Below are 20,111 nucleotides of genomic sequence, written 5' to 3'. Positions count from 1 at the left end.
TCGATGGGTGTCGAGGTGACCGTGCAGGGGCTGACCAAGTCCTTCGGCGGGCAGCCCGTGTGGTCGGACGTCTCCCTCACCCTGCCGGCGGGGGAGATCTCCGTCCTGCTCGGACCGTCCGGCACCGGCAAGTCGGTCTTCCTCAAGACGCTGGTCGGCCTGCTCCGCCCCGACCGGGGCTCCATCGTGATCGAGGGCCAGGACCTGCCCCGCCTCTCCGAGCGGGCGCTGTACGAGGTGCGCAAGCTCTTCGGCGTGCTGTTCCAGGACGGCGCGCTGTTCGGCTCGATGAACATCTACGACAACGTGGCGTTCCCGCTGCGCGAGCACACCCGCAAGTCCGAGTCGCAGATCCGCGCCGTGGTCACCGAGAAGCTGGACATGGTCGGCCTGGTCGGCGCCGAGAAGAAGCTGCCCGGCGAGATCTCCGGCGGCATGCGCAAGCGGGCCGGGCTGGCCCGGGCCCTCGTCCTCGACCCGCAGATCATCCTCTTCGACGAGCCCGACTCGGGGCTGGACCCGGTCCGCACCGCGTACCTCAACCAGCTCATCATCGACCTCAACCAGCGCACCGAGGCGACGTTCCTGATCGTCACCCACGACATCAACACCGCCCGGACCGTGCCGGACAACATCGGCCTGATCTACCACGGTCACCTGGCCATGTTCGGCCCCCGGGAGATGCTGCTGTCCAGCACCGAACCGGTGGTGCGGCAGTTCCTCAACGCCCAACGGGTCGGGCCGATCGGCATGGCCGAGGAGAAGGACGCCGAGGAGCTCGAGGCCGAGGCGCAGGCCGGCGTCGAGCTGCCGCCGCTGCCGCCCATCCCGGTGCAGCTCCCGCCCTCCGACGGGCTGCCCCGGCGGGCCGAGCGCCCACCCGGCCAGTGGTGCCGGGAGCACGGCGTCACCCCGCCGCCCGGGTCGTTCGAGGGCCGTCGGGACGCGGAGCGCCCCACCGTCGAGCTGGACGGCGTGGACCTGCGCAGCCACCGGGAGGTGGCCGGATGAGCGCCCCGGTGGCCGCGCTGCGCCGCTCCGGCGAGTTCTTCGCGTTCTGCCTGGACACGCTGCGCGGCCTGGGCCGCCGGCCGGTGCAGGTCCGCGAGTTCGTCCAGCAGGCGTGGTTCATCAGCTCGGTGTCGATCCTGCCGGCCGCGCTGGTCTCCATCCCGTTCGGCGCGGTCATCGCCCTGCAGCTCGGCTCCCTGGTCCGGCAGCTCGGCGCGCAGTCGTTCACCGGCGCCGCGTCGGTGCTCGCCGTCGTCCGCGAGGCGGGCCCGATCGTCACCGCGCTGATCATCGCCGGCGCGGGCGGCTCGGCGATCTGCGCCGACCTGGGCTCCCGCAAGATCCGTGAGGAGCTGGACGCGATGCAGGTCCTGGGCATCGACCCGATCCAGCGCCTCGTGGTGCCCCGGGTGCTCGCCTCGGTGCTGGTCGCCGTGCTGCTCAACGGGCTGGTCAGCGTGGTCGGGGTGACCGGCGGCTACACCTTCAACGTGGTGCTGCAGGGCGGCACCCCCGGGGCGTACCTGGCCAGCTTCCAGGCCTTCGGGCAGCTGCCCGACCTGCTGGTCGGCGAGGTCAAGGCGGCGCTCTTCGGCGCCACCGCCGCGCTCGTCGCCTCCTACCAGGGGATGAACGCCAAGGGCGGCCCCAAGGGCGTCGGCGACGCCGTCAACCAGAGCGTCGTCATCACCTTCATGCTGCTGTTCGCGCTGAACTTCGTCGTCACGGCCGTGTACTTCCAGGTCGTACCGCAGAAGGGGAGCTGACGTGGCCGTGCTGCGCCACCTCGACGACCTGGGCGGGCAGCTCGCCTTCTACCTGCGCGCCTTCGCCTGGACGCCGCGCACCCTGCGCCGCTACAAGCGCGAGGTGGTCCGGCTGCTGGCCGAGGTCAGCTTCGGCTCCGGCGCGCTCGCCGTGCTCGGCGGCACCGTCGGCGTGATCTGCTTCCTGACCTTCTTCACCGGCACCGAGGTCGGCCTGCAGGGCTACCAGGCGCTCGACCAGATCGGCAGCAGCGCCTTCACCGGCTTCGTCTCGGCCTACTTCAACACCCGGGAGATCTCGCCGCTGGTGGCGGCGCTGGCGCTGTCGGCCACCGTCGGCTGCGGGTTCACCGCCCAGCTCGGCGCGATGCGGATCTCCGAGGAGGTCGACGCGCTGGAGGTGATGGGCGTGCCGTCGCTGCCGTTCCTGGTCACCACCCGGATGATCGCCGGCTTCGTCGCGGTCGTCCCGCTGTACGTGGTGGGCCTGCTCGCCAGCTACCTGGCCACCCGCACCATCGCCGTGGGCTACTTCGGACAGTCCGCCGGCACCTACGACTACTACTTCCACCTCTTCCTGCCGCCCGGGGATGTGCTCTGGTCCTTCGGCAAGGTGCTGGTCTTCAGCGTGATCGTGGTGCTGGTGCACTGCTGGTACGGCTACACCGCCAAGGGCGGGCCGGCCGGGGTGGGCGTCGCCGTCGGGCGGGCCGTCCGCACCGCCATCGTCGCGGTCAACCTCGTCGACTTCTTCCTGTCGCTGGCCATCTGGGGCGCCACGACCACGGTCCGGATCGCGGGGTGAGCATGAGACATCGCATCCTCGGCATCGTCTTCATCGCCGTGCTGACCGCGGCGCTGACCGCCTCCGTGCTCCAGTACCGCAAGGCGTTCACCCCGGTCGAGCGGGTAACCCTGCGCGCCGACCGCGCCGGCCTGCAACTGCTCGACGGCGCCGACGTCAAGGTCCGCGGCGTCGTCGTCGGCGACGTCCGCTCGGTACGCAGCGACGGCGGCGGGGCCGTCATCGGGCTGGCCCTCGACCCCGCCGTCACCGACCGGATCCCCGCCGACGTGACCGCGCGGCTGCTGCCCAAGACCCTCTTCGGCGAGCGGTACGTGGAGCTGGTCCCACCGCCCGCCAGCACCGCCGGGCCGATCCGCGACGGCGCGGTCATCACCCAGGACCGCAGCCGCACCGCCGTCGAGCTGGAACGGGTCCTCGACCAGGCGCTGCCGCTGCTGCAGTCCATCCGGCCCGACCAGCTCGCCGCCACCCTCGGCGCCATCTCCACCGCCCTGGAGGGGCGCGGCGACCAGCTCGGGGCGAACCTGACCCGGCTCGACGCGTACCTGCGACAGCTCAACCCGGAGCTGCCCACCATCGCCGAGGACGTCCGCCAGCTCGCCCTCGCGCTGGACGGTTACGACGCCGCGCTGCCGGACCTGCTCGCCCTGCTGCGCGACGTCACCGTCACCGCCGCCACGGTCACCGACCAGCGCACTCAGCTCGCCGCGTTCCTCGCCGACACCACCGACACCGCCGACACCACCCGGGGTTTCCTCGGCCGGCACGGCGACCAGCTCATCCGGCTCGGCCACGTCAGCCGCCCGGTGCTGGAACTGCTCGCCACCTACGCCCCCGAGTACCCGTGCCTGGCCCACGGCCTGGTCGCCCTGCAACCCCGGGTCGAGGAGGTCTTCGCCGGCGGGCGGATGCACATCACCCTGGAGGTGACCCGCGACGGCGGCCCGTACGAGCGGGGCCGCGACGAGCCGGTCTACGCCGCCCACGACGGCCCGGACTGCCGGGGCCTGCCCGACCCGAAGGTGCCCGCACCCGAGGTGCCGGTCGCCGACGGCTACGACCACGGCGGCACCCGTACCCGGGCGCCCCTGCCGGTCGGCACGCCGGCCGGCCCGGCCGCCCCCGCCGCCGGCCCCGAGATGGGGCGGGCCGGCACCGGCGAGGAGAGCGCCCTGGTCAAACCGCTCGTCGGCGGGCTCACCGGCACGCCCCCGGCGGAGGTGCCCGACATCGCGGTGCTGCTCTGGGGGCCGCTGCTGCGCGGAGCGGTGGTGAACGCCCGATGACCGGGAAGACGACCGGTTCGCTGGTGAAGCTCGTGGTCTTCGCCGTGGTGACCCTGCTCGCCACCGCGCTGCTGGCCCAGACCCTCGGCGCGTTCCCGCCCGACGGCGTCACCTACCGGGCCCGGTTCACCGACGTGACCGGGCTGCTGCCCGGCGACGACGTCCGGATCGCCGGGGTGCGGGTGGGCAAGGTCAGCGACATCGCGGTGGTCGACGACACGGTCGCCGAGGTGGCCTTCACCATCGACCGCGACGTGCCCGTGGCCACCAGCGTCCGCGCGAAGATCCGCTACCGGAACCTGGTCGGCCAGCGGTACGTGGCGCTGAGCGAGGGCCCGGGGGAGGGCCGGCCGCTGCGCGCCGACGGGCTGATCCCATTCACCCAGACCACGCCCGCGCTGGACCTGACCGTGCTGTTCAACGGGTTCCGGCCGCTGTTCACCGCGCTGAACCCGGACGACGTCAACAAGCTGGCGTACGAGATCATCCAGGTCCTGCAGGGCGAGGGCGGCACCGTCGCCAGCCTGCTGCACCGCACCGCCTCGCTGACCAACACCCTCGCCGACCGCGACGCGGTGATCGGCCGGGTGGTCACCAACCTCAACCGCGTCCTGGCGACGCTGGCCACCCGGGACCGGGAGCTGGACCAGAGCATCGCGCAGCTGCAGCAGTTCGTCTCCGGGCTCGCCGCCGACCGCACCGCCATCGGCGACGCCCTGGTCAACCTGGGCGAGCTGACCACCACGACCTCCTCGCTGCTGGGCCAGGTGCGGCCGCCGCTGGCCGCCGACGTCCGCGCCCTCGACGACCTCTCCGGCACCCTGAACCGCAACTCCGCCGTCATCGACGGCACCCTGGGCCGGCTGCCGCAGCGCTACGAGTCGCTGACCCGGGTCGCCTCCTACGGCTCCTGGTTCAACTTCTACCTCTGCGACTTCGACGGGCGGGTCGCCGTCGCCGGCCGGGCCCCGCTGAACCCGGCCACCTTCAGCGCGCCCGCCGCCCGCTGCGCCACCGGAGGCAGCCAGTGAAACCGTTCCGCGAACGCAACCCGGTCGTCCTCGGCGCGACCGCGCTGACCCTGATCCTCGCCGCCCTGCTCGGCGCCTTCCAGCTCGACCGGCTGGCCGCCCTCACCGGCCGCACGTACCAGGCCGCGTTCCACGACGCCAGCGGCCTCGCCACCGGCAACGAGGTCCGGGTGGCCGGGGTCCGGGTCGGCCGGGTGACCGGGGTGGAACTGGCCCACGGCACCCAGCCGTACGTGCGGGTCCGGTTCCGGGTCGACGACGACGGCGTACGGCTCGGCCGCGATACCGGCGCCACCATCCGGATCAAGACGGTGCTCGGGCAGAAGTACCTCGCCCTGTCGCCGGCCGGACCGGGGAAGCTGCCCGAGGACGGGCAGATCCCGCTCGCCCGCACCGCCGCCCCGTTCGACGTGGTGCAGGCGGTCACCGGGCTCGCCGACACCCTCGACAAGGTCGACACCGACCGGCTCGCCCAGGCGTTCGACACCCTCTCCCGGACCTTCGCCGACACCCCGGCCAGCGTCACCACCTCGCTGACCGGGCTGTCCCGACTGTCCCGGACCGTCGCGAGCCGCGACACCGAGCTGCGCACCCTGCTCGCCCGGACCCGGGACGTCACCGGCGTGCTCGCCGAACGCGACGAGGAGTTCCGCAAGCTCGTCACCGACGGCGAGCGGCTGCTCGCCGAGGTCAGCCGCCGCCGCGACGCAATCCACCGGCTGCTCGTCGGCACCAACGACCTCAGCGTCCAGCTCTCCGGACTCGTCGCCGACAACCGCGCCCAGCTCGAACCGGCGCTGCGCAAGCTGCGCGACGTGGTGGCGATCCTGCAACGCAACCGCGACGACCTGGAGCGGACCATCCGGCGGATGGCCCCGTTCGTCACCGCGTTCGCCAACGTGGTCGGCAACGGCCGCTGGTTCGACTCGTACGTCGACGGCCTGCTCCAGCCGTACCTGCCCACGACGGGAGGACGCTGATGCCCGGCCCGATCCAGCGCTGGCGCCGCCCCCTGGCCGCCGCGACCGTGCTGCTGACCGCCGTCGCCGCCGGGGTGGTGCTGTGGCGCCACGAGCCGCCCCAGCGGCGGGTGGTCGCGTACTTCACCAAGGCGGTCGGGGTCTACCCCGGCTCGGACGTGCGGGTGCTCGGCGTCCGGGTCGGCGAGGTCGAGGCGGTCACCCCGCAGGGCCGCACCGTCCGCGTCGAGATGCGCTACGACCCCGAGGTGGACGTCCCCGCCGACGCCCAGGCGCTGATCGTCCCGCCCAGCGTGGTCAGCGACCGGTACGTCCAGCTCACCCCGGCGTTCACCGGCGGGTCGGCGCTCGCCGACGGCGCGCAGATCCCGGTGGAGCGGACCGCCGCGCCGATGGAGATCGACGACATCTACCAGGCGCTCGACGAGTTCAACCGCACCCTCGGCCCGCAGGGCGCCAACGCCGACGGCGCCCTCTCCGACCTGGTCGCCACCGGCCGGGCCAACCTGGAGGGCAACGGCGGGAACCTGCACGACACCCTCGACGGGCTGTCCCGCGCGCTGACCACCCTCGCCGACGGGCGGCAGGACCTGTTCGGCTCGGTGGCCAACCTGCAACGCTTCACCACCGCGCTGGCCCGCAGCGACCAGCAGGTACGCGGCTTCAACCAGCAGCTCGCCGACGTCGCCGAGCAGCTCGCCGGCGAGAAGGAGGAGCTGGCCGCCGCGCTGCGCAACCTCTCCGCCGCGCTGGCCGAGGTCACCACCTTCGTGAAGCAGAACCGCACCGCGCTGGCCTCGAACGTGGCCGCGCTGACCGACGTCACCGGCGTGCTGGTCCGCCAGCAGCAGGCGGTCATCGACATCCTCGACGTGACGCCGCTGGCGGTGAACAACCTCAGCCTCGCCTACAACCCGCGCTCGGGCACCCTCGACACCCGCGACAACGCCCTCGGCCCCTACGACCCGGCCACCTTCGTCTGCTCGCTGATGGTCGACCAGCTCCCCGCCGGCGAGGTGCCGGCGAAGTGCTCCGCGCTGGCGCAGACCCTGCGCTCCCGCGGCCTGCCCCTGACCGACCAGCTGCGCAAGCTGCTCAAGCTGCCGCCCGGCGCCCCGGCGGCCGGCGGGTCCCCACCGGGCTCCGTCAGCTCCCCCGGTGCCCCGACCGCCGATGTGGCGCCGGGCGGCTCCGCCATCACCAGCGACCCGACCCTCGGCGGCATCCTGCGGGGCCCAGCATGACCGCCCGGGCGCTGCGGATGCTGGCCGGCGTCGTCGTGGCGGCCCTGCTGCCCGCCGGCTGCGGGCTGCCCGAGCTCGCCGACCTGCCGCTGCCCGGCGGGGCGCCGACCGGCGACGGCTACACCGTCACCGCCGAGTTCAGCGACGTGCTCGACCTGGTGCCCCGGGCCGCCGTCAAGGTTGACGACGTGACCGTCGGCACCGTGGAAAAGATCTCCCTGTCCGGCTGGCACGCCCGGGTCCGGCTGCGCATCGACCGCGCGGTGCGGCTGCCCGCGAACGCCACCGCCGCCGTACGCCAGAGCAGCCTGCTCGGGGAGAAGTACGTGATGGTGGCGGCGCCGCCCACCGGGCCGGCCAGCGGGCGCCTCGGCGACGGCGACGTCATCCCGCTGTCCCGCACCACCCGCGGCGCCGAGGTGGAGGAGGTGCTCGCCGCCCTCGGGCTCCTGCTCAACGGCGGTGGCCTGGCCCAGCTGCGGACCATCAACCAGGAGCTCGGCAAGGCCCTCGCCGGCCGCGAACCCGACGTCCGGGACACCCTGCGGCAGCTCGACACCTTCATCGGCGGGCTCGACCGGCAGAAGACTGACATCGTCCGCGCCATCGACGCGCTCGACCGGCTGACCGGCCGGCTCGACCGGCAGCGGCAGGTCGTCGGCGACGCGCTGAACTCCCTCGCCCCCGGCCTGACCGTGCTGGCCCAGCAACGCGCGCAGCTCACCGGGGCGCTGACCGCCCTCGGTGAACTCGGCGAGGTCGGCACCCGGGTGGTCGACCGCAGCCGCGACGACACCCTGGCCAGCGTAAGGGCGCTGCAACCGATCCTGGAGCAGCTCGCCCGGGCCGGCGACGACCTGCCGAAGTCGCTGGACTTCATGCTGTCGTACCCGTTCCCGCCCAACGTCACCGGCGCGATCGTCGGCGACTTCGTCAACCTCTCCGTCACCGCCGACCTCGACGCCGCCAGCATCCTGGCGAACCTGGTCGCCGCCGCGCCGGCCCCGGTCCGGCCGGCCACCCGGCCGAACGCCCCCGCCGCGCCCCGGCCGCCCGCCGTCGGAGGCGCGAAGCCCGCACCCGGCGGCCTGCCCGGCGACACCGGGCTCCCTGACCTGCCGCTGACGAAGTGCCTGCCCGACCCGAAGGACTTCCCGGCCCGCTGGACGCCGCCGAAGGAGTGCGGGCTGCCGGAGGGTTGCGTACTGCTCAAGCCCGGCTCGGCGGTACCCCTCGGCGGGCTGCTGCTGCCCAAGGGGATCGTGCCGCCGGGCACGGTCTTCCCGGCCGGCACCGAACTGCCGTCGGGCACCGTGCTGACCGCCGAGTGCGTGCTGCCGGTGACCGGGGCGGTCACCGGGCAGGTCGGCGGCCTGCCGGACGTCCTGGGAGGAGGGCTGATCCCGTGATCGGACGCACCGCGAAGCTCCAGGTCATCGCCTTCGTGCTGGTGAGCGTGCTGGGCATCGGCTACGTCGGGTTCCGCTACGTCGGACTCGGCGACCGGCTCTTCGGCGGCGGGTACGTCGTCCACGTCGACCTGGCCCGGGCCGGCGGCATCTTCGCCAACGCCCCGGTCACCTACCGCGGGGTTCCCGTCGGCCGGGTCACCGCCGTCGCCCTGCGCGCCGACGGTGTCCGCGCCGACCTGCGGATCGACCGGGGCGTACGGGTGCCGGACGCCCTGCGCGCCGTGGTCACGCAGCGCTCCGCCGTCGGCGAGCAGTACCTCGACCTGCGGCCCGACCGCGACGGCGGCCCCTTCCTCGCCGACGGCGCCGTCATCCCGGCCGACCGCACCGGCGTCCCGCTCGCCCCGGAAACGCTGCTGACCAACCTCGACGCCCTGGTCCGCTCGATCGACCCGGACGACCTGACCGTGCTGATCAGCGAGCTGGGCACCGCGTTCGAGGGCAACGAGCGGGCCCTCGCGCGGATCCTCGACGCCGGTGACGCGCTGCTCGCCGAGGCCGACGCCCGGCTGCCCGAGACGGTGACCCTGATCCGCGACGGGCGGACCGTGCTCACCACCCAGGCGGAGTCCGCCGAGGCGCTGCGCCGCTGGTCGGCCGGGCTGGCGCAGCTCGCCGCCACCGTCCGCGCCGCCGACCCCGACCTGCGCCGGCTGCTCGCCACCGGCCCGCCGGCCGGCGCGGAGCTGCGGGCCCTGCTGCGCGGGCTGGAACCCAGCATCGGCACGCTGCTCGGCAACCTGGTCACCGTCAACGGGATCGCCGCCCGCCGGCTGCCCGGCATCGAGCAGCTGCTGGTGGTCTACCCGGTCGCGGTGGCCGGCGGCTTCACCGTCACCCCGGGCGACGGCACCGCGCACCTCGGGCTCGTGGTCAACGTGAACGACCCGCCGTCCTGCGTCTACCGCGGCGCCGGCACCAGGTGCAGCGCCCAGGAGCGGGTCGCCGGCGCCGGCGTACGCGGGGCGCAGAACGCGCCGCGACCGTCCGGACGCGAGCCCACGCCCGCCCCGGCCCCGTCGGACCAGGCCGGCCCGGGCGGGTACGACCCGGCGACCGGCCTGGTGCTCGGCCCGGACGGGCGACCGTTGCAGTTCGGCGGGACCGGCGGGCAGTACCGGACCGCCGGCGACCAGTCGTGGAAGCAGTTGCTGCTCGCCGGGGTGACCCCGTGACCGGCCTACCGGAGGAGGTGGCGGTGCCCAACCGTAGGAACACCACGCTGAAAGTGATCAAGGGAGCGAAGTCCGGCGGACCGGCGCCCGCCCGACGCCGCCTCGTCACCCGTCCGGTGCCCCGACCGGCCGAGCCGATCGAGGAGGTGCTCGAACGCCTCGACCGGGAACCGGTCGACGACCCGACCGAGCCCGGTGACCTGACCGTGCTCGGCGACCCGGCGGAGGTCGACGACCTGCCGGACCCCGACGAAGCTCCAACGGGGACGAAGGCGCGGACCGCCGGGGCCGCCGACCACGACGCCGGCACGCCGGGTCGCCGGCGGGCGCTGGCCGCGCTGCTCGCGGTGCTGCTCGCCGCCGCCCTCGCGGCGGCTGGCGTCTTCGGGCACCGCTGGTACGTCGACCGGGCCACCGACCAGGCCCGGCGGGACGCCGTGGCCGCCGCCCGGCAGGCCAGCGTCAACTTCGTCTCGGTCAGCGCCGCCAGCGTCGACCGGGACCTGCAACGCATCGTCGGCGGGGCCACCGGCGACTTCAAGGACGAGTTCACCCGCGGCCAGGCGCAGGTGCGCAAGGCGGTGGTGGAGAACAAGGTCCAGTCGCAGGGGTCGGTGCTGCGCGCCGGACTGGTCTCCGGGGACCGCCGGCACGCCGTCGTGCTGGTCGCCGTCGACGCCACCGTCCGGAACGTCAAGGCACCCGACGGCCGCCCCTCGCACTACCGCATCCAGGTGGACCTGGTCCGCGACCAGGACTCCGGCGACTGGCTGGTGTCCCGCCTGCAGTTCGTCGGCTGACCCGGAGGAGGAGTCCGATGCGTGTCCCCACAGTCCTGCGCCGACGGCCCGGACGGCCCCCGCTGCTGCCGACGCTCGTCGTCGCACTCCTGGTCGCGACGGCCGTCGCCGCCGCCGGCTGGTCCGGCGACCACCGCGCCGGCCAGCGCGACCGGGCCGTACGCCAGGCCCTGGCCGCCGCGCCCGCCGCCGCGAAGGCGATCTTCTCGTACGACTACCGCACCTTCGACGACAGCGTCGCCAACGGACGTACCTTCGCCACCGGCGACTTCGCCGACGAGTACGCCCGGACCACCGCGACGCTCAAGGAGACCGCCACGAAACAGCAGGCGGTGGTCCTGGCCGAGGTCTCGGCCACCGGGGTGGTCACCTCAGACACCGACCGGGTCGAACTGCTGGTCTACCTCAACCAGTACCGGCGCAACGTCAGCACGGCGGGGGAGAAGGTCGACCAGAACCGGGTCGTGCTCACCATGGTCCCGGTCCACGGGGAATGGAAGGTCGTCAAGGCGACAGCGATCTGACGCCGCCCAGGCGCTACCGCTGCAGGCGAGCCTGAGTCCGTTTCCCGGTCACGCCGTTCGGGTAGGTCTCGGGCGGACCGACTTGAACACGTGTGTGGAGGCCCTTCGATGAAAGACAACTTCGGGAACGCGGTGGGCGACGCGTTCCGTTCGGTGATGCTGTTCCTGCCCAAAGCCGTCGCGTTCATCGCGATCCTGGTGGTCGGCTGGCTGATCGCCAAGGCCGTGCTGAAGATCGTGGACAAGGTCCTGGAGCGGGTGCACTTCGACAAGGCGGTCGAGCGCGGCGGCATCAAGACCGCCCTGGCCCGGTCGAAGTACGACGCCAGCGACATCGTCGCGAAGCTGGCCTACTACGGGGTGCTGCTGGTGACCCTGCAGCTCGCCTTCGGCATCTGGGGCCCGAACCCGATCTCCGACCTGATCGCCGGGGTCATCGCCTGGCTGCCCCGCGCTTTCGTCGCCATCGTCATCGTGGTGGTGGCCGCCGCGATCGCCAAGGCGGTCAAGGACATCATCTCCAGCGCCCTCGGTGGCCTGTCCTACGGCCGGGTGCTCGCCAACATCGCCTCGGTGTTCATCCTGGGCCTGGGCGTCATCGCCGCCCTGAACCAGATCGGCGTGGCCACCGCGGTGACCACCCCGGTGCTGATCGCGGTGCTCGCGACCGTCGGCGGCATCCTCGTGGTGGGCGTCGGCGGCGGGCTGGTCCGGCCGATGCAGAGCCGCTGGGAGACCTGGCTGGCCCGCGCCGAGCAGGAGTCGCAGACCATCGCCACGCACGCCCGGGCGTACCAGGCCGGCCGGCGCGACGTCGAGGCCCGGATGAGCCAGCCGGTCACCCCGTACGCGGAGGCCGAGCTGACCCAGCCGGTCGCCCGGGACGCCGACGCCGACCGCACCCAGCCGGTCGCCCCGTACGGCGGCGCGGAGCCCACCCAGCCGGTCGCCCCGTACGGCGCGGTGGAGCCCACCCAGCCGGTCCCGCCGTACGGCGAGTCGGAGCGCACCCAGCCGACCGCGCCGCGGCAGCCCACCGCCGAGCAGGCGGCGGACAACGAGTCCACGATGGTCATCCCGCAGGCGGACGTGGAGAAGTTCCGCCGCTGACCGTTCGCACGCGCACCGGGGTGGGGCCCAGCCGGGTCCCACCCCGACGTGTGTTCCGGTCCGACCTTACGAGCACTAGCATCGGCGGCATGACCTGGCGATGTTGATCCTGCCGTAGAGGCCGTGGCCGCGGGCCGCCGCGGACGCCGTACGTCCGGTGTCCGTTCCGTCCCCGTGGGAAGGCCTCATGATCATCTCTCCTGCGCGCGTACCCGCGACCCGCCGGCTGGCGGGCGCGCTCTACGGCTACGCGTTCCTCACCGACCTCGTCCTGCTCTACCCGGTGTACGTGCTGCTGTTCAGTGACAGCGGCCTGTCGGTCGGGCAGATCTCCTCGCTCTTCGTGATCTGGTCGGCGACCAGCATCGCCCTGGAGGTCCCCTCCGGGGCGTGGGCCGACGCCGTCTCCCGGCGGCTGCTGCTCGCCCTGGCGCCGCTGCTGCCCGCCGCCGGCTTCGCCTGCTGGGTGCTCGCCCCGTCCTACCCGGCGTTCGCCGTGGGTTTCCTGCTCTGGGGCGCCGGCGGGGCGCTGCGCTCCGGGGCGCTGGAGGCGCTGGTCTTCACCGAACTCGACCGGCTCGGCGCCACCGACCGGTACGCCCGCCTGATGGGCCGGGCGCAAACCGCCGGGGTGCTGGGCGCCGCGGGCTCCGGGGCGCTGGCCGGGCCGGTCCTCGCCGTCGGCGGCTACCCGGCGGTGGGCGCGGCCAGCATCCTCGCCTGCCTGCTCGCCGCCGCCGCGGCGACCCGGTTCCCGGAGCACCGACCGGCCCGGCCCGCCGGGCCCGCGGCGGTTCCCGGACCGGCCACGGCCGAGCGGCGGGACCAGGCGGACCAGCCGGACGGCGGCGACGAGCTGGGGTGGCTGGCCACCCTGCGCGCCGGGCTGGCCGAGGCCCGCGCCGATCGCACGGTACGCGCCGCCGTGCTGCTCGTCCCCGCGGTGACCGCGATCTGGGGCGGGCTCGACGAGTACACCGCCCTGCTGGCCCGGGAGACCGGCGTCGCCGACGCGGCCGTGCCGCTGCTGCTCCTGCTGCTCTGGGCCGGGATGACCGCCGGCGGGCTGCTCGCCCCGGCGGGGGAGCGGCTGACCACCCGCGGGTACGCGGGCCTGCTGGTGCTCGCCGCCTCGGCGCTGGCGGTGGGCGCCCTGGTCGGCCGCCCGGTGGGCTTCCTGCCGCTCGCGGTCGCCTTCGCCGCGTTCCAGCTCGCCACGGTGCTCGCGGACGTGCGCCTGCAGGCCCGGATCACCGGCCCGGGCCGGGCGACGGTCACCTCGGTGGCCGGGATGGCGACCGACCTGACCATCATCGCGTTCTACGGCGGGTACGCCGTGGTGGCCGGCGCGGCCGGCAACGCGGTGGCCTTCGCGCTGGCCGCCGTGCCGTACCTGGCGGTGGCGGGCTGGCTGGTCGGCTCCCGATCGTGGCGGGACCGGCCGGCACCCGGCAAATCGGTGGTTACCGGGTAATGCGGTTTTTTTCCTGACTACGGTAAGTGCGGAGGCGATGCCGGTGACGATGGAAGCAGAGCGCACGTTGCGCGAGGAGGAGCTCGCCGGGCTGGGTGAGCTCGCCGCCCAGCTCCGGGTGGACGCGATCCGGTGCAGCACCCGGGCCGGGTCCGGGCACCCGACCTCCAGCCTCTCCGCCGCCGACCTGCTCGCGGTGCTGATCTCCCGGCACCTGCGCTACCAGTGGGCGGACCCGCGCGGCCGCGCCAACGACCACCTGATCTTCTCCAAGGGGCACGCGTCGCCCCTGCTGTACGCGGTCTTCAAGGCCGTGGGCGCCATCACCGACCAGGAGCTGGTCGAGACCTACCGCCAGTTCGGGTCGCGCCTGCAGGGGCACCCCACGCCGGCGCTGCCCTGGGTCGACGTCGCCACCGGTTCGCTCGGTCAGGGACTGCCCGTCGGCGTCGGGATCGCGCTCGCCGGCCAGTACCTCGACCACCTGCCGTTCCATGTGTGGGCGCTGTGCGGCGACAGCGAGATGGCCGAGGGCTCCATCTGGGAGGCGCTGGACAAGGCCGGCCACTACGGCCTGCACAACCTCACCGCGATCGTCGACATCAACCGGTTCGGGCAGCGCGGCCCGACCGAGCTGGAATGGGACCTGGACACCTACCGGCGGCGGGCCGAGGCGTTCGGCTGTCAGGCGCTCGTCGTCGACGGCCACGACCTGGCCGCCATCGACGAGGCGCTGGGCCGGGCGCGGCGGGCGACGGGCCCCACGGTGGTGCTCGCCCGGACGGTCAAGGGCAAGGGGGTGCCGGAGGTCGAGAACCAGCCGGGGTGGCACGGCAAGCCGCTGAAACCCGACATGGCCGAGCGGGCCGTGGAGGCTCTCGGCGGGGTGCGCCAGATCCGCGTCACCGGGCCGCAACCCGAGCCCGCCCCGCCCGCCGGCGCCCCCGCCGGCGAGCCGCCCAAGCTACCCCGGTACGACAAGGGCACGAAGGTGGCCACCCGGAACGCGTACGGTGACGCGCTGCGCGCGCTGGGCTCGCGGCCGGACGTGGTCGCCCTGGACGGCGAGGTCAGCGACTCGACCCGCGCCGACAAGTTCGGCGAGGCGTACCCCGACCGGTTCTTCGAGATGTTCATCTCCGAACAGCAACTGATCGCCGCCGCGGTCGGGCTGCAGGTACGCGGCTATCGGCCCTTCGCCGCGACCTTTGCGGCGTTCTTCTCCCGCGCCTACGACTTCGTGCGGATGGCCGGCATCTCCCGGGCCGACATCGCCCTGTCCGGGTCGCACTCCGGGGTGGAGATCGGGGCGGACGGTCCCTCGCAGATGGGGCTGGAGGACCTGGCGGCCATGCGCGCGGTGCAGGGGTCGACGGTGCTGTATCCCAGCGACGCCGTGTCGTGCGCCGCCCTGGTCGCGCAGATGGTCGACCGCAAGGGCGTCAACTACCTGCGCACCACTCGAGGCAAGTACCCGGTGCTCTACGACAACGACGACGCCTTCCCGGTCGGCGGCAGCAAACTGCTCCGCAGCGGCGACCACGACGACATCGCGCTGATCGGCGCCGGGGTGACGGTGCACAACTGCCTCGCCGCCGCCGACGAGCTGGCGCGCGAGGGGATCAAGGCCCGGGTCATCGACCTGTATTCGGTCAAGCCGCTGGACCGGGACCGGTTGCTGGACGCCGTCCGGGCCACCGGCGGTCGGCTGCTGGTGGTCGAGGACCACTACCCGGAGGGCGGCGTGGGGTCGGCGGTCCTCGAGTCCCTGGCCGACCTCGCCGAGCCGGTGCGGGTGAAGCACCTGGCGGTACGGGGCCTCCCCACCTCCGGTACCCCGAGCCAGCTGATGGACCAGGCCGGGATCGGGGTGAGCGCCATCGTCGCGGCGGCACGCGCCGCGGAGGCCCCCAGCCACTGACGCGGCGGGCGCCGTTTCACCCCCGGACGCGCGGGTAGACGCAGCATTCGCGGTAGGAGGGGGTCCGAGGTGAAGTACGCGGAGTTCATCCAGTCGGTGGCGACGCGACCGAAGATGTCACCGACGCTGGCCGAGCCGATCACCCGTGCCACGCTCGCGACGTTGGCGGAGCGGCTCAGCGGCGGCCAGGCACGGGATCTCGCCGCGCAGCTTCCCGAGGAGCTGCGGGGAGACCTACGCAAGCCCGACGAGGAGGCCGAACCGTTCGAGCTTCCCGAGTTCTTCGAGCGGGTGCAGCAACGCGCCGCGGTGGAGTTCCAGGCGGCGACCGACGGGGTGCGCGCCGTGCTGGACACGCTGCGGGACGCGGTCAGCGCGAAGGAGTACGAGGACTCCATCGCCCAGTTGCCGAAGGAATTCTGGCAGCTGACGGGGCCGGCGGCCAGCCGGCTCGAACCCCGCCGGATCGGCACGTAGGCCCGACCGGGTCACGCCCGCAGCCGGACCTCGGCGGGTTCGCGGTCGCTGCGCAGCCCCTTCCAGGAGGGGTGGCGCAGCCTGCGGTCGGGGGTCCAGGACCGGAAGGTGACGTCCCCGACCAGGGCCGGTTCGACCCAGACGGCGTGCCGGGCGTGTTCACGCGGCACGGGCGAGTCGAACGGCGAGTCCGGCCGGCTCAGCGGCTGTAGGCGTTGCTGGAGATCGCGCAGCACGGTCTGGGTGAAGCCGGTGCCGACGTGGCCGATGTAGGTCAGCCGGTCGTCCGCGTCGTACATGCCGAGCAGCAGGGAGCCGATGGTGCCGGCCCGCCGGCCGGCGCCCGGCTTGTAGCCGCCCACGATAACCTCGATGGTGTCGTTGAGCGGCACCTTGACCCACGCCGGTGAGCGGCGGCCCGGCTCGTACGGCGAGCGGAGCTGCTTGGCCATGACCCCTTCGAGGCCGAGGTCCGCCGCCGCGCCGGCCAGGTCCCGGCCGGCGTCGCCGGTCCAGTGCGGCGGCGTGTCGACGGCCTGCCCGCTGAGCTCCAGCTCCTGCAGCGCGGTGCGGCGCTCGGCGTACGGCAGGGAGGTGAGGTCCCGCCCGTCGAGGTGCAGCAGGTCGAACAGGTACATCCGTACCGGGGTGGCGGCGACCAGCGCGGCGCTCGGCGCGCGAACGTGCATCCGGTGTTGCAGCGCCGAGAAGCTGGGCCGCCCCTTCGCGTCGAGCGCCACGATCTCCCCGTCGAGCACCGCCCGCCGCCCGGCGAGCAGTTGCGTGAGCTCGTCCAGCTCCGGATACGCCCGGGTGACGTCTCGGTCGTTGCGGCTGAGCAGCCGCAGCCCGTCGCCGACGTAGGCGATCGCGCGAACGCCGTCCCATTTGAACTCGTACGCCCAGCCGGGCCCGCTGGGCAGCGCGCCACTGGACGCCAGCATCGGCGGCACGAGACCCGGCATCCTGGCACTCACGCCTCGATCATGGCCAATCCCGCGCGCGGAGACGCAGGTTTCCGGTCATTCCGCTCGGGCCGGCACGTCTCGACCGCGGGCGCCCGTCGCCGCATGGCGTCGGGGGAGCGAGAGGCCGCCGATCGTTTGCGGCCGGTGGCGGCGGGTAGCCACGCGGTCTCCGGGACGGGAAGGACGGGGCATGGCTGAGCTGGAGTTCTTCGAAAAGGTGGCCGCGCGGGCGGGTGTTCCGCCGGAGACGGCGCAATCCCTGACCGAGGCCACCCTGCGCACCCTCGCGGAGCGGATCAGCGGCGGCCAGGCGGCGGACCTGGCCGACCACGTGGCGCACGAGCTGCGCCCGTTCCTGACCCGGGCCCGCCCGGAGGAACCGCAGGCCTTCGGGTACGACGAGTTCCTCCGCCGGGTGGCGGCGCGCGCGGGGGTGGCGGACGACCTCGCCGAGCGAGGCGCTCGGGCCGTCCTGCAGACCCTGCACCGCGTGGTCGGGCACCGGGAGTTCGAGGACGCGATGTCGGAGCTGCCCGCGGAGATCGGCGCCCTGGCCCAGCCCGTGCCGCGCGGGGCCTGACCGGCACGCACGGTCTCCGGCCGGCGCGCGACTCCCCAGCGGGTGGACCGGCGGCGGTTACGGTGGCGTGATGACCCGGCTCAGTTTCGACCGACACTGCACCGAGATCGACGTGCTCGGCGACGACCAGCTGCTCGACTTCTGGCTCAAGCGGGTGGCCTTCGGCTGACCGGGTTCCCGGCGGTCGGCGACCGCCGGGACAGCACGGTCAGCCGGGCAGGTGCAGGAACGACCACTGGTGGCCGTCCAGGTCCCGGAACCCGCGCATGTACATGAAGCCGAGGTCCCGCCCCGGGCCCAGCGACTCGCCGCCGCCGGCGATCGCCCGCTCGACCAGCTCGTCCACCTGCTCCCGACGGTCGACCCCGAGGCCGACGATCACCTCCCGGCTGGTCGAGGTGTCGCAGACAGCCGTCCCGGCGTACGCGGCGAAGGCCGCGCCGGTGTGCAGGATGAGGTGGGTGCTCCCGACGGTGAGCTGGGCGGTGTCGCCGCCCGGCTGCCGCTGCCCGGCGCAGAACCCCAGCGCGGTGAAGAATTCGACCGCCCGGTCGAGATCCCGCACCGGCAGGTTGACGTACGTCGCGGCGCTCATCGGGCCCCCTCCGGCGACTCCAGGAACTCCTTGAGGACGGCGAGCCGCTCCCGCCAGTACGCCCTGAACCGCTCGGCCTCGTCGGCGTCGGTCAGCTTCTCGTGCAGGACCGCCACCCGCGCCTTCGCCTCGCCGAGCGGGGTGAAGCCGACGGCGATCCGGGTCGGGCCGCCTGCCCAGTCCGCCCGGAAGGTCTTCGGCGCGGTCGCCGTCCTGAGCCGGAGCTCCACCTCGGGCAGCCAACGCGCGCGAAGTGTCTCGTCGGCGAACGCGTCGAAGAGCACCGCCACCGGCATGGCCACCGTCCGGCTGGCGGTCGCCTCGAAGCCCCCGCCGCGCCGTTGGCCGGGGACGCGCAGCCCGCGCGCCTGTTCGTACCCGACGGTGATGGTCTGCGCCCACCAGCCCGGCACCTCGTGCGCGGTGACCAGCCAGCGGGCGGTCTCGGTGTGCGTACGGTCGACCGCGCCCCAGGCGTCGAGCAGCGCGAACCACTCGTCCCAGTCGCGTCCGGTCCGCTCGCGCAGCAGCGTCGCCGAGATCCGGTCCAGCTGGGTCCGGCCGCCGGACGACGTGCCGACCTTGGCCGTGGTGACCTCCGGGTCGGCGGCCGCTGGGGCGCTGGTCGCGGCGCGGGCGAGCAACTGGCGGCGGGCGGTCGTGTAGCTCTCGCCGGTCTTCGTCATCCGGGTCCGCACCCGGGACTTGAACGACTTCTGATGCGTCATCACATGCTCCCTGTCGACGGCACGGTCGCAGGGACTCACGCTTCCGGCGACCTCGCCGTGCTGGGACGCAGGTGGCGTGTCGGTGGGCCAGCTGGCACCGCGCCCCGAGGACCCGAGGTCCCCTTTGCCTCCGCGAGGCCGGCGGCGTGAGCACCGGGAAGGAGGTGGGGCGCAGGGCTGCGCCGAGCACAGCTTACGCCTCCGGCCGCCCGGGGTGGGGGAGGTCAGGTCACCGGTCGGGCTCGCCGGTCTGCTCCCACATCGACTTCATCTCGTCGAACGCCTGCTCCATGATCCGCACCATGGCCTCCCGGGCCCGCTCGCCGTCCCGCCGCTGGATCGCCTGGGCGACGTCGGCGTGCAGTTGCAGGGCCTGCTCGTCGGGGTAGTGCGGCATCAGGTGGTAGTGGTGCCGGCCGGTGAGCACCTCGGCGACCAACTCCTGGAGCTTCACGAACATCTCGTTGCCGGAGGCGGCCAGCACCCGGCGGTGGAACTCGATGTCCAGGCTGAGGAAGCGCTCCTCGTCGCCGGCCTTGCCGGCGGCCCACATCTTGGCGGCGAGGCCGACCAGGTCGCTCGCCTCGTCGTGGTCGACCCGGCCGGCGGCCAGCCAGGCGGCGTGCGGCTCGACCGCGGTCCGCAGCTCGGTGATCGAGCGCATCTGGGCCATCCGCCCGGCCGACGCCAGTCGCCAGCGGATCACCTGCGGATCGAAGACGTTCCACGCCTCGGCCGGTCGGATCATCACCCCGACCCGGCGGCGGGTCTCGACGAACCCCATGGACGCGAGCACCCGCAGGACCTCGCGGATCACGGAGCGGGAGACCCCGTACCGCTCGACCAGGTCGTCGATGTTGAGGACGGAGCCGGCGGCCACCTCGCCGCCGCAGATGGCGGTGCCGAGGTGGTCGAGAACGCGGGCGTGCAGCCCGGCCTCGGCAGGGGCGTGCTGGGCGGGTGCGACCCCTGAGGAGGACTGATCCACGGCTCGGAGCATATCAGTTAGAGATCAGCTCTTGAATAAGTCAGCTTTTTGGGCCTAGCATCCGGTCGTTAAGCGGACGTTACAACGATGTGGCGCCCCTCCCCCCGGGCGGCGGCCACGACAGAAGGAGAGATGGACGTGCGGCGTCGATCGATATTCGGTACTTCTCTGG

20 protein-coding genes are annotated in these 20,111 nt (G+C 73.6%); 16 read left to right on the top strand and 4 right to left on the bottom strand.

Annotated elements, in window-relative coordinates:
* Window positions 1-3 precede the first annotated feature (3 nt).
* The 15 genes from ACTWO6_RS18315 to ACTWO6_RS18245 all read left to right on the top strand — a co-directional run bounded on the left by ACTWO6_RS18315 (window position 4) and on the right by ACTWO6_RS18245 (window position 16,080).
* On the top strand, window positions 4-1,011 hold the full coding sequence (locus tag ACTWO6_RS18315) for an ABC transporter ATP-binding protein (protein WP_446215046.1): 1,008 nt from the start codon (window positions 4-6) through the stop codon (window positions 1,009-1,011).
* Entirely contained in the window at window positions 1,008-1,778 is a 771-nt protein-coding gene (locus tag ACTWO6_RS18310) for an MlaE family ABC transporter permease (RefSeq protein WP_446215045.1), read from the top strand. The genes ACTWO6_RS18315 and ACTWO6_RS18310 overlap by 4 nt, the downstream gene beginning before the upstream one ends.
* Before the next feature lies 1 nt (window position 1,779).
* Complete coding sequence (locus ACTWO6_RS18305; RefSeq protein ID WP_446215044.1) at window positions 1,780-2,583, top strand: MlaE family ABC transporter permease; 804 nt, start codon at window positions 1,780-1,782, stop codon at window positions 2,581-2,583.
* 2 nt (window positions 2,584-2,585) lie between these two features.
* Window positions 2,586-3,872 carry an MCE family protein gene (locus ACTWO6_RS18300; RefSeq protein WP_446215043.1) on the top strand — a complete coding sequence of 429 codons (1,287 nt, stop codon included), beginning with the start codon at window positions 2,586-2,588 and terminating at the stop codon, window positions 3,870-3,872.
* Window positions 3,869-4,903, top strand: coding sequence for an MCE family protein (locus tag ACTWO6_RS18295; protein WP_446215042.1), 1,035 nt, complete (start codon window positions 3,869-3,871; stop codon window positions 4,901-4,903). Before ACTWO6_RS18300 ends, ACTWO6_RS18295 begins: the two co-directional genes overlap by 4 nt.
* Window positions 4,900-5,883: an MCE family protein gene (locus ACTWO6_RS18290; protein ID WP_446215041.1), complete on the top strand. Its 984-nt coding sequence runs from the start codon at window positions 4,900-4,902 to the stop codon at window positions 5,881-5,883. Before ACTWO6_RS18295 ends, ACTWO6_RS18290 begins: the two co-directional genes overlap by 4 nt.
* Complete coding sequence (locus ACTWO6_RS18285; RefSeq protein ID WP_446215040.1) at window positions 5,883-7,127, top strand: MCE family protein; 1,245 nt, start codon at window positions 5,883-5,885, stop codon at window positions 7,125-7,127. The genes ACTWO6_RS18290 and ACTWO6_RS18285 overlap by 1 nt, the downstream gene beginning before the upstream one ends.
* Window positions 7,124-8,536 carry an MCE family protein gene (locus ACTWO6_RS18280; RefSeq protein ID WP_446215039.1) on the top strand — a complete coding sequence of 471 codons (1,413 nt, stop codon included), beginning with the start codon at window positions 7,124-7,126 and terminating at the stop codon, window positions 8,534-8,536. The genes ACTWO6_RS18285 and ACTWO6_RS18280 overlap by 4 nt, the downstream gene beginning before the upstream one ends.
* Window positions 8,533-9,774 carry an MCE family protein gene (locus ACTWO6_RS18275; protein WP_446215038.1) on the top strand — a complete coding sequence of 414 codons (1,242 nt, stop codon included), beginning with the start codon at window positions 8,533-8,535 and terminating at the stop codon, window positions 9,772-9,774. Before ACTWO6_RS18280 ends, ACTWO6_RS18275 begins: the two co-directional genes overlap by 4 nt.
* On the top strand, window positions 9,771-10,574 hold the full coding sequence (locus ACTWO6_RS18270; RefSeq protein ID WP_446215037.1) for a hypothetical protein: 804 nt from the start codon (window positions 9,771-9,773) through the stop codon (window positions 10,572-10,574). Before ACTWO6_RS18275 ends, ACTWO6_RS18270 begins: the two co-directional genes overlap by 4 nt.
* Before the next feature lie 17 nt (window positions 10,575-10,591).
* The gene (locus ACTWO6_RS18265; RefSeq protein ID WP_446215036.1) at window positions 10,592-11,098 is read left to right on the top strand and encodes a hypothetical protein; all 507 of its coding nucleotides are present in this window, start codon (window positions 10,592-10,594) and stop codon (window positions 11,096-11,098) included.
* Between the two features lie 108 nt (window positions 11,099-11,206).
* Window positions 11,207-12,208 (top strand): mechanosensitive ion channel family protein, encoded by a 1,002-nt coding sequence (locus ACTWO6_RS18260; RefSeq protein WP_446215035.1) that lies wholly within the window; start codon window positions 11,207-11,209, stop codon window positions 12,206-12,208.
* 187 nt (window positions 12,209-12,395) lie between these two features.
* Complete coding sequence (locus ACTWO6_RS18255) at window positions 12,396-13,682, top strand: MFS transporter (RefSeq protein ID WP_446215034.1); 1,287 nt, start codon at window positions 12,396-12,398, stop codon at window positions 13,680-13,682.
* Window positions 13,683-13,731: 49 nt separating this feature from the next.
* Window positions 13,732-15,603 carry a transketolase gene (locus ACTWO6_RS18250; RefSeq protein WP_446220695.1) on the top strand — a complete coding sequence of 624 codons (1,872 nt, stop codon included), beginning with the start codon at window positions 13,732-13,734 and terminating at the stop codon, window positions 15,601-15,603.
* A 69-nt stretch (window positions 15,604-15,672) separates the two neighbouring features.
* Window positions 15,673-16,080 carry a DUF2267 domain-containing protein gene (locus tag ACTWO6_RS18245; protein WP_446215033.1) on the top strand — a complete coding sequence of 136 codons (408 nt, stop codon included), beginning with the start codon at window positions 15,673-15,675 and terminating at the stop codon, window positions 16,078-16,080.
* Between the two features lie 11 nt (window positions 16,081-16,091).
* Here ACTWO6_RS18245 and ligD read toward each other — a convergent pair whose 3' ends face one another.
* On the bottom strand, window positions 16,092-17,045 hold the full coding sequence (ligD, locus tag ACTWO6_RS18240; protein WP_446220694.1) for a non-homologous end-joining DNA ligase: 954 nt from the start codon (window positions 17,043-17,045) through the stop codon (window positions 16,092-16,094).
* A 193-nt stretch (window positions 17,046-17,238) separates the two neighbouring features.
* On the opposite strand from ligD, the gene ACTWO6_RS18235 reads away from it, so the two are divergent.
* Window positions 17,239-17,628 (top strand): DUF2267 domain-containing protein, encoded by a 390-nt coding sequence (locus ACTWO6_RS18235; RefSeq protein ID WP_446215032.1) that lies wholly within the window; start codon window positions 17,239-17,241, stop codon window positions 17,626-17,628.
* Window positions 17,629-17,836: 208 nt separating this feature from the next.
* On the opposite strand, the gene ACTWO6_RS18230 is transcribed toward ACTWO6_RS18235, so the two are convergent.
* From ACTWO6_RS18230 to ACTWO6_RS18220, 3 genes are all read right to left on the bottom strand, one after another.
* The gene (locus ACTWO6_RS18230) at window positions 17,837-18,223 is read right to left on the bottom strand and encodes a VOC family protein (RefSeq protein ID WP_446215031.1); all 387 of its coding nucleotides are present in this window, start codon (window positions 18,221-18,223) and stop codon (window positions 17,837-17,839) included.
* Entirely contained in the window at window positions 18,220-18,951 is a 732-nt protein-coding gene (locus ACTWO6_RS18225) for a hypothetical protein (protein ID WP_446215030.1), read from the bottom strand. Before ACTWO6_RS18225 ends, ACTWO6_RS18230 begins: the two co-directional genes overlap by 4 nt.
* Window positions 18,952-19,180: 229 nt before the next feature.
* Complete coding sequence (locus ACTWO6_RS18220) at window positions 19,181-19,939, bottom strand: FadR/GntR family transcriptional regulator (protein ID WP_446215029.1); 759 nt, start codon at window positions 19,937-19,939, stop codon at window positions 19,181-19,183.
* Window positions 19,940-20,111 lie beyond the last annotated feature (172 nt).

This window comes from Micromonospora sp. IBHARD004 (assembly GCF_052814115.1).
The sequence above is the reverse complement of the archived record's forward strand: the minus strand, read 5'-3'. Positions and strand labels throughout refer to the sequence as shown.

Bases quoted from the DNA above. Each gene is read 5' to 3' on its own strand.
- ACTWO6_RS18265 (WP_446215036.1), top strand. From the start codon at position 10,592: ATGCGTGTCCCCACAGTCCTGCGCCGACGGCCCGGACGGCCCCCGCTG.
- ACTWO6_RS18225 (WP_446215030.1), bottom strand. From the start codon at position 18,951: ATGACGCATCAGAAGTCGTTCAAGTCCCGGGTGCGGACCCGGATGACG.
- ACTWO6_RS18300 (WP_446215043.1), top strand. From the start codon at position 2,586: ATGAGACATCGCATCCTCGGCATCGTCTTCATCGCCGTGCTGACCGCG.
- ligD (WP_446220694.1), bottom strand. From the start codon at position 17,045: ATGCCGGGTCTCGTGCCGCCGATGCTGGCGTCCAGTGGCGCGCTGCCC.
- ACTWO6_RS18315 (WP_446215046.1), top strand. From the start codon at position 4: ATGGGTGTCGAGGTGACCGTGCAGGGGCTGACCAAGTCCTTCGGCGGG.
- ACTWO6_RS18295 (WP_446215042.1), top strand. From the start codon at position 3,869: ATGACCGGGAAGACGACCGGTTCGCTGGTGAAGCTCGTGGTCTTCGCC.
- ACTWO6_RS18235 (WP_446215032.1), top strand. From the start codon at position 17,239: ATGGCTGAGCTGGAGTTCTTCGAAAAGGTGGCCGCGCGGGCGGGTGTT.
- ACTWO6_RS18255 (WP_446215034.1), top strand. From the start codon at position 12,396: ATGATCATCTCTCCTGCGCGCGTACCCGCGACCCGCCGGCTGGCGGGC.
- ACTWO6_RS18250 (WP_446220695.1), top strand. From the start codon at position 13,732: ATGGAAGCAGAGCGCACGTTGCGCGAGGAGGAGCTCGCCGGGCTGGGT.
- ACTWO6_RS18280 (WP_446215039.1), top strand. From the start codon at position 7,124: ATGACCGCCCGGGCGCTGCGGATGCTGGCCGGCGTCGTCGTGGCGGCC.
- ACTWO6_RS18260 (WP_446215035.1), top strand. From the start codon at position 11,207: ATGAAAGACAACTTCGGGAACGCGGTGGGCGACGCGTTCCGTTCGGTG.
- ACTWO6_RS18285 (WP_446215040.1), top strand. From the start codon at position 5,883: ATGCCCGGCCCGATCCAGCGCTGGCGCCGCCCCCTGGCCGCCGCGACC.
- ACTWO6_RS18310 (WP_446215045.1), top strand. From the start codon at position 1,008: ATGAGCGCCCCGGTGGCCGCGCTGCGCCGCTCCGGCGAGTTCTTCGCG.
- ACTWO6_RS18230 (WP_446215031.1), bottom strand. From the start codon at position 18,223: ATGAGCGCCGCGACGTACGTCAACCTGCCGGTGCGGGATCTCGACCGG.